This window comes from Streptomyces azureus, assembly GCF_001270025.1.
Classification (GTDB): Bacteria; Actinomycetota; Actinomycetes; order Streptomycetales; family Streptomycetaceae; genus Streptomyces; species Streptomyces azureus.
Genome location: NZ_DF968408.1, coordinates 1 through 6,194 on the forward strand (window position 1 = coordinate 1; position 6,194 = coordinate 6,194).

The following is a 6,194-nucleotide window of genomic DNA, read 5'->3' on the forward strand; positions in this document are numbered from 1 at the left end:
GTCCGTGGACCCCACCGAGCCGATCGCCGCGACCGCGACCCCGCCCAGCGTGAGACTGGCGAGCAGCACGGAGAGCGTGGCCTTCAGCGAACGTCCCGGATGCCGGCGCTCCCTGGGCCGCCAGTCGTCCCGGCGGCGAGTGCGGGCCCGGTGGGCGCCGGCGTCCCGGGCGGCCAGGAAAGCGGCCACGGCCCGCTGCTCGGCCTCGGCGTCGATCCGGTCCCGGATGAGGGCGGCCGCGAGCAGCGCCTCCAGCTCGGCCTCGGCCAGGACTCGACGGGAGCCGAGGTCCGGGCTGTCGAGGCCGGCCGTCCCGCGGTGGCCGGGCAGCCGGCCGTCGGTGTCCCGCGCCGCCCGGTGGCCGTACGCGGAACCCCCAGGGTGCACACGCCGGCGGCCCGGAAACCCGCCGTCGCTCTGATGTTCACCCATGTTCTGTTCCGTCCCTGCTCGATCCACACGTCCCGCGATGCCCGCCGGGTCCGTAGGACCCGTACGACCCGTAAAACCCGTACAACCCGACCGGTCCGGCCGACCGGCCCGGCATTCCGGGTCCGATCCATACGTCTCGCGGGTCCGCCCTGTTCAGGGCACCGGGCCCGGAAGTTCCGCCCGACCCGCCGTCATCCTTCATTTCGACTCCCCCAGCGTCCGGGGAGCCTCATCCGTCACACCTTCGGCGCCCAGCCGGGTGGCGAGGCGTTTCAGGCCCCGGTACGCGGCCGTCCGCACGGCACCCGGCCGCTTGCCGAGGACGCGGGCGGCGGCCGGCCCGTCCAGCCCCACCACGACGCGGAGCAGCACGGCCTCGGCCTGGTCCTGCGGCAGGCCCCTGACCAGCCGCAGCGCCTGCTCGGTGGACATGGCCTCCAGCGCCTGGTCGTGCGTGCTGTGCGGCCCGGGCAGGTCCAGGACGTCCTGCTCCAGCGCGGACGACCTCGGCCGTACGCGTTGGCGGCGCAGATGATCCAGCGCCCGGTGCCGGGCGATGGTCGCCGTCCAGCCGCGGAACCCGGCCCCATCGCCCTTGAACCGCCCCAGGTCCCGGGCGATCTCCAGCCAGGCGTCGGATGCCACGTCCTCCGCTTCCTCCCCGACCAGTCCGCGCAGATAGCCGAGCAGTCCGGGCTGCACGATCCGGTAGGCGACCGCGAAGGCCGCCTCGTCACCGTCCTGGGCCCGCGCGACGGCCGCGCCCAGTTCCCCGTCGCGCGCCTGCTCGCGCCGGGGTTCCCCTCGCTGGCCCAAAAACCGTCCTCGTCCGTACCGGGTTCGCGGCGGGTCCACTCCGGCCGGGACATCCCGGATGCCCGGCATGCCCTGCCCTGTGCGCCCGCGCGCGGGGAACGCGTCCGTGCCACGTCCTCCACGATCATCAGCGCCAGGCCGCGGAGAAATGTCACACCACGCGCGCGTACAAACCGCTCAGTGTCAGCTACCCGTCGCGAAAGTGACGAGTTTGCACCATGGTCGCCACTGGCTGTGGTGCTGCGTCTGCGTCCTGCCCCTCCGGCCGGCTTCAGGGGTGGGGCTGGGGTGGTTGACCGCACCCGGCATCGCCACAACTCCCACGCACGGGCGCGGATGTCGCGGGAGCTGTTCCGGTCCGCGTGCGCAACGACGCCGCAGGACCGGCACGCGAACCAGACCTGGGAGACCCGGTTCGCTGCGCCGATGTGGCCGCACTCGGCGCAGGTACGGAGGTGTACGCCGGATCGACGTGCACCACCGGCACCCCGACCTTGCGGGCCCTGTAAGCGATGAACTGCCCCAGCTGGTGAAAGGACCAGCTGGAGTGGGTGGCCCGTCGGGACTTCCTCAGCCGTACCCGTTCGCGGACGCCCGTGAGGTCTTCCAGTGAACCCCGCGCCCTGACTACAAGGTCGCCAAGACCCCGGGCATCTCGCACGCCCTCGCCACCAGCCAGAGCAGCCCCGGCGCCCCCGGCTCCCACCAGTCCGGTGACGCCCTCGGCACCTCCGTCTCGGTCGGCGACTACAACGCCGACGGTTACGCGGACGCCCTCGCGGCCGCACCGGGCGAGGACCTGCCCCGGGACGACGCCAACCGCGCCGACGCGGGCAACGCGATCCTCGTCAAGGGCACCGCTCCGGTCTGACCGGCTCGGGCTCGATCGGGATCTCGCAGGACACCTCCGGCGTCCCGGACTCCACGGAGACCGACGACCGCTTCGGCTCGTCGGTGTCGCTGACGGACCTGTCCGGCTACGGCCGGGCGGACCTCACGTTCGGCGCCGACGGCGAGGACAGGGGTGACGGCATCCTCTGCACTGCCTAGCAACAGCACCGGTCTCGGCTACGCCGACTCCGTCATCTCCGGCAAGTCCACGCTGGGCACCCCGACGGACGCCCGCCTGGGCCAGACGCTGACGCCGTGACAACTCGCCCGCCCCGGTGACGACATGCCGGGGCCCCGTGCACCGCACGGGACCCCGGCCAGTCCTCCGCCGTTTGCCGGATTTCTCCGGCAGACAGAACGGACGGCTCCGCAAGGGGGAATGACGATGACGATCAGAACACCGCATCGCCCCCGTCTCCCCTCAATCGCCCCCCATCGCCACCAAGAGGACCGGAATCGAGCCGCGAATGACACGCCTCCTGCTGCACACCGCCGTCGCCACCGCCCTGGCCGCCGGTGCGCTCGGCCTCACCCACCCCGCCCGGGCCTCCTCCTCCGACGGCGTGCACACCGTCCGGGTGCCGGACGGTGACCCGCACGAGCGGTCCCTCGGGCCGCGCACGACCGAGCCGTTCAGCATGATCGGTGTCACCTGGGACGACCCGGACGCGGCCCTGGACGGCACCGCGCACGTGCGCACCCGCTCCCGCGAGAACGGTGAATGGAGCGCGTGGCGCGCGCTCGACACCGACGTCCGTACGCCGGAGACCGGACCCGACCGCCTCCGCGCCGGGGTCCGTGGCGGCACCCAGCCGCTGTGGACCGGGCCCTCGGACGGCGTCCAGGTGCGCGTGTCGGGCGCGCGGCTGCCCGAGGGGCTGCGCGTCGAGCTGGTCGACCCGGACGGCGGCGCGGACGCCGTTCACACCACGGTCGTCGAACCGGGCGTCGTCGGACCGGCCGCCGGTGGGCCCAACGCCGAACGTCCCGCCGTCACGTCGCGTTCCGGCTGGGGCGCCGACGAGTCCCTGGTGAAGGACCCGCCCACCTACACCACCGGCACCCAGGCGATGTTCGTCCACCACACAGCGGGCACCAACGACTACACCTGCGCCGAGTCGGCGTCCGTCGTGCGCGGCGTGTTCCTCTACCACGTGCGGAGCAACGGCTGGAACGACATCGGCTACCACTTCCTCGTCGACAAGTGCGGCACGGTCTTCGAGGGCCGTGCGGGCGGCATGGACAAGCCCGTCCTCGGCGCGCACACCTACGGCTTCAACACCGGCACCAGCAGCATCTCGGTACTCGGCGACTACAACAAGACGACCGCGAACACCGCCGTGCGCGAGTCGGTCGCCAAGGTCGCGGCCTGGAAGCTCGGCCTGTACGGCATCGACCCGACCGGGACGGTGGTGCTCACCGCCGGTGCCGACAACGGCAAGTACAAGGCGGGCCAGAAGGCCACGCTGCACCGCATCTCCGGCCACCGCGACGGCTACCCGACCGAGTGCCCCGGCCAGCACCTCTACGACGACCTGCCCGAGATCCGCACCCTCGCCCTGCCCGAGATCCGCACCCCCGCCGGGAAGGCCGCCAAGCCCGAAGAGCCGGCCCCGGAGCCGATCGCTCCCGGAACCGAGGACGCCGCCACGGTGGCGCGCGGTCGCTGACGCCAGTGCCGGGACGCGCGGTCGCTGACGCTAGTGCCGGGGCTCGGCGGTCGTCGCGTCCCGGCACAGCAGCCGCAGCGAGCCGTGCCCGGCGTAACAGCGGCGGGCCTCGTCGATCGGGTCCCAGAGGCGCCCGTCGGGGGTGCGGATCCAGTGGTCGCCGCCCGTCGCCCACCACTCTGCCCCGGTCTGACGCGCCATCACCTCACCGGCGTAGGCCCCGAACCCGCGCAGCACCTCCTGCACGGCGGCCAACGGCGCTCCCTCCCGCCGTATCCCCTCGATCATCCGGTCGATGCTCCACAGACTCTGTGCCGAGTAGTCGAGGTGCAGCCGTGCTCCCTCGCGCATCGTCGCCACCGTGTCCGCCGCCCACCGCAGCGGCTTCGCCGCGGCCGAGGGCCTGGTTTCCGCTTGAGTCGTCACACCCCGGAAAAGCGCTGCGGCGTGGCCTTTCGTCACACGGAATCGGCGGCTTCCCCGAAGCGGCGCAGGACCGCCCCACCTCACCCAAGGGACGGTCACAGGACTCTCGCAGGAAGGGGGTTTAGGCCGTTCAGGAGCGCCGGCGACCCGTCCGTCAGCCCTGTTGCCGACTCCGGCGCGAGACGACCGCGCGCAGCACCCGACGGCCCTCGGTCGACACCTCCAGCGCCCGCCGCAGCCCGGCCGGGCCGTGTCCGGCCAGAACTTCCAGGACGGTGATCTGGCGGCGCAGTTCCGCGGCGACGAGCGGCGACATGCCCTCCGTACGGCCCTCGCGGCGCACGTCGACCGACGAGGCGTCGTCCTCGGCGGTGTCGAGGAGGCGGTGGATCTGGAGGGAGGCGACGGAACAGGCGTCGGCCCACACCCGTACCCCGGCGTGGGACCGCTCTGCGGGGGCGGCCTCGAGCATCCGGTGGGCGAGCACGGCCGCCTCGTCCCCGGTGCCGGCGACGTCCAGCTTCCCGCGCACCTGCTCCAGCCCCTCACCCCAGTCGCCGGTACCGGCACCGTCGGTGAGGCTCGCCCACAGCGGCCGCAGGATCTCGTCGTCACCGCCCAGCAGGGGCACGCATCGATCCAAACAAGCCAGCCCGCTCGCGGCCAGCCCGCGCTCGTCGGCCTGTGCGATCAACTCCACCAGGCTCATCCACGCCTCCCTCTGCGGGCCTTGTCCAGGGCCCTACCAGGCCGCTTCCAGCCCTCACCCCTCACGGAACCCACACTTCCCCTTACTGCGCGCAACGACCCCGGAACGTCACAGGGGCACGACGCCCAGTCGGTCGAGGAAGCTGAAGAAGAGGTTTTCGGCCAGGGGATCGGGGTCTGAAGTGAGTACGTCCACCAGGGCGTCGGCGTTCACTTCGCGCCCGGCCTCGGCGGCCCAGCGGACGGCGCGCTCGGCGGCGTCGCGGGGTTCGAGGAAGTAGTCCTCCAGCGTGAGGCCCTCCCGGCCGGCCCCCAGGTACCCGGCCATGGCGGCCCGGGCGAGGCAGGTCGTCCACGTCCCGCTCTCCGGCGCCGCGGCCTCCAGCACCACGCACTCGCTGTTCATGACGTACCCGAACAGCGCGGGCGCTCCGGTCTCCCGGGCCAGGGCGTTCATGTTCCCGACGTCGCCGTCGCTGCTCGGGTACTCCCAGACCTGCCACCCGTCCGGCGCCGAGGTGCGCCGCACCATTCCGTCCGTCGCCCCCGCCAGCGCATCCAGCTCCGCCAGCGGCCGCTCCCCACGGCCCACGACGAAGTACCCCCAGTACCCCATGCTCCGGTTCCCCCCGGCATATTCGATTCGGCTCCCGCCAGAAGACGACCACACCCGTACGGCAGTTCGCAGCCGTACGGGCCAATTCGTGTGCGGTCAGCCGAGCCTGTCCGCAAGCGCCCGGAACTCCGCCCAGGACAGCTCCGGCTTGTCGGGGTCCCACAGCTTCTGGACGGTCGCCCGCAGCGGCATCCGGATCCCGGCCGCGACCTGGTCCTGCGTCTGCGAGTTCGCGAGGTCGCACCAGACGGCGAAGGACCCGCCGAGGATCTGCCCGTCGTAGCGCTCCGGTACGGCCGTAGTGCCGCGCAGTACCCGCGGCGTCCACTGCTCGTAGATCCGCTGCCCCGTCGGATAGACGAAGGTCTGCGGCTCGCCGAGCACGTAGTACAGGAACTCGTCGTTGTAGTTGATCACCTTCCGGCCCTCGCCCAGGTACTCCGCCGGCTGCCGGGCGCCGATCTCCTTGCCGGTCCAGTAGGCGACCTGGATGTCCTTGGCGGCCTTGACGGAGGTGCCGCGGAAGAAACCGTCGTTCCACGCGCGCGGGGTGCGCTGGTGGGCGCGGACGGTGTCGGCCCGGTCGTTGAGCCAGCCGGTGGTGAGGTCGGCGACCGTCGCGCCGGAGCCGTACC

At 72.6% G+C, this 6,194-nt stretch carries 9 protein-coding genes and 1 pseudogene; 3 read left to right on the top strand and 7 right to left on the bottom strand.

Annotation, left to right across the window (positions count from 1 at the left end; all coding sequences use genetic code 11):
• The 3 genes and pseudogenes from AOQ53_RS33540 to AOQ53_RS48450 form a co-directional block, all read right to left on the bottom strand.
• Nucleotides 1-432, bottom strand: a pseudogene (locus AOQ53_RS33540) (hypothetical protein); the annotation flags it as partial.
• 198 nt (nt 433-630) lie between these two features.
• Nucleotides 631-1,248 carry an RNA polymerase sigma factor gene (locus AOQ53_RS33545; RefSeq protein ID WP_059423042.1) on the bottom strand — a complete coding sequence of 206 codons (618 nt, stop codon included), beginning with the start codon at nt 1,246-1,248 and terminating at the stop codon, nt 631-633.
• Between the two features lie 271 nt (nt 1,249-1,519).
• Nucleotides 1,520-1,954: an IS200/IS605 family accessory protein TnpB-related protein gene (locus AOQ53_RS48450; protein ID WP_456293500.1), complete on the bottom strand. Its 435-nt coding sequence runs from the start codon at nt 1,952-1,954 to the stop codon at nt 1,520-1,522.
• Here AOQ53_RS48450 and AOQ53_RS46885 point away from each other — a divergent pair.
• The 3 genes from AOQ53_RS46885 to AOQ53_RS33550 all read left to right on the top strand — a co-directional run bounded on the left by AOQ53_RS46885 (nt 1,901) and on the right by AOQ53_RS33550 (nt 3,809).
• Nucleotides 1,901-2,119 carry an FG-GAP repeat protein gene (locus AOQ53_RS46885; RefSeq protein ID WP_078945624.1) on the top strand — a complete coding sequence of 73 codons (219 nt, stop codon included), beginning with the start codon at nt 1,901-1,903 and terminating at the stop codon, nt 2,117-2,119. The two genes, AOQ53_RS48450 and AOQ53_RS46885, sit on opposite strands and share 54 nt — an antisense overlap.
• Before the next feature lie 153 nt (nt 2,120-2,272).
• A complete protein-coding gene (locus tag AOQ53_RS47535; RefSeq protein WP_269085491.1) occupies nt 2,273-2,398 on the top strand; it encodes a hypothetical protein in 126 nt (41 codons plus the stop codon).
• Between the two features lie 208 nt (nt 2,399-2,606).
• Nucleotides 2,607-3,809: a peptidoglycan recognition protein family protein gene (locus AOQ53_RS33550; RefSeq protein ID WP_059423044.1), complete on the top strand. Its 1,203-nt coding sequence runs from the start codon at nt 2,607-2,609 to the stop codon at nt 3,807-3,809.
• Between the two features lie 30 nt (nt 3,810-3,839).
• On the opposite strand, the gene AOQ53_RS33555 is transcribed toward AOQ53_RS33550, so the two are convergent.
• The 4 genes from AOQ53_RS33555 to AOQ53_RS33570 all read right to left on the bottom strand — a co-directional run.
• Nucleotides 3,840-4,235, bottom strand: coding sequence for a hypothetical protein (locus tag AOQ53_RS33555; RefSeq protein ID WP_167745792.1), 396 nt, complete (start codon nt 4,233-4,235; stop codon nt 3,840-3,842).
• Between the two features lie 154 nt (nt 4,236-4,389).
• Complete coding sequence (locus AOQ53_RS33560; protein ID WP_059423046.1) at nt 4,390-4,944, bottom strand: hypothetical protein; 555 nt, start codon at nt 4,942-4,944, stop codon at nt 4,390-4,392.
• 108 nt (nt 4,945-5,052) lie between these two features.
• Nucleotides 5,053-5,559, bottom strand: a complete 507-nt coding sequence (locus AOQ53_RS33565) for a hypothetical protein (RefSeq protein ID WP_059423048.1) — start codon at nt 5,557-5,559, stop codon at nt 5,053-5,055.
• A gap of 96 nt (nt 5,560-5,655) precedes the next feature.
• On the bottom strand, nt 5,656-6,194 hold a 539-nt coding region (locus AOQ53_RS33570), incomplete at its 5' end, for a family 20 glycosylhydrolase (RefSeq protein ID WP_148640409.1).

What these genes read in the sequence shown, in the direction of transcription:
- AOQ53_RS33550 (WP_059423044.1), top strand. Translation starts at nt 2,607, where the DNA reads ATGACACGCCTCCTGCTGCACACCGCCGTCGCCACCGCCCTGGCCGCC.
- AOQ53_RS33560 (WP_059423046.1), bottom strand. Translation starts at nt 4,944, where the DNA reads ATGAGCCTGGTGGAGTTGATCGCACAGGCCGACGAGCGCGGGCTGGCC.
- AOQ53_RS33565 (WP_059423048.1), bottom strand. Translation starts at nt 5,559, where the DNA reads ATGGGGTACTGGGGGTACTTCGTCGTGGGCCGTGGGGAGCGGCCGCTG.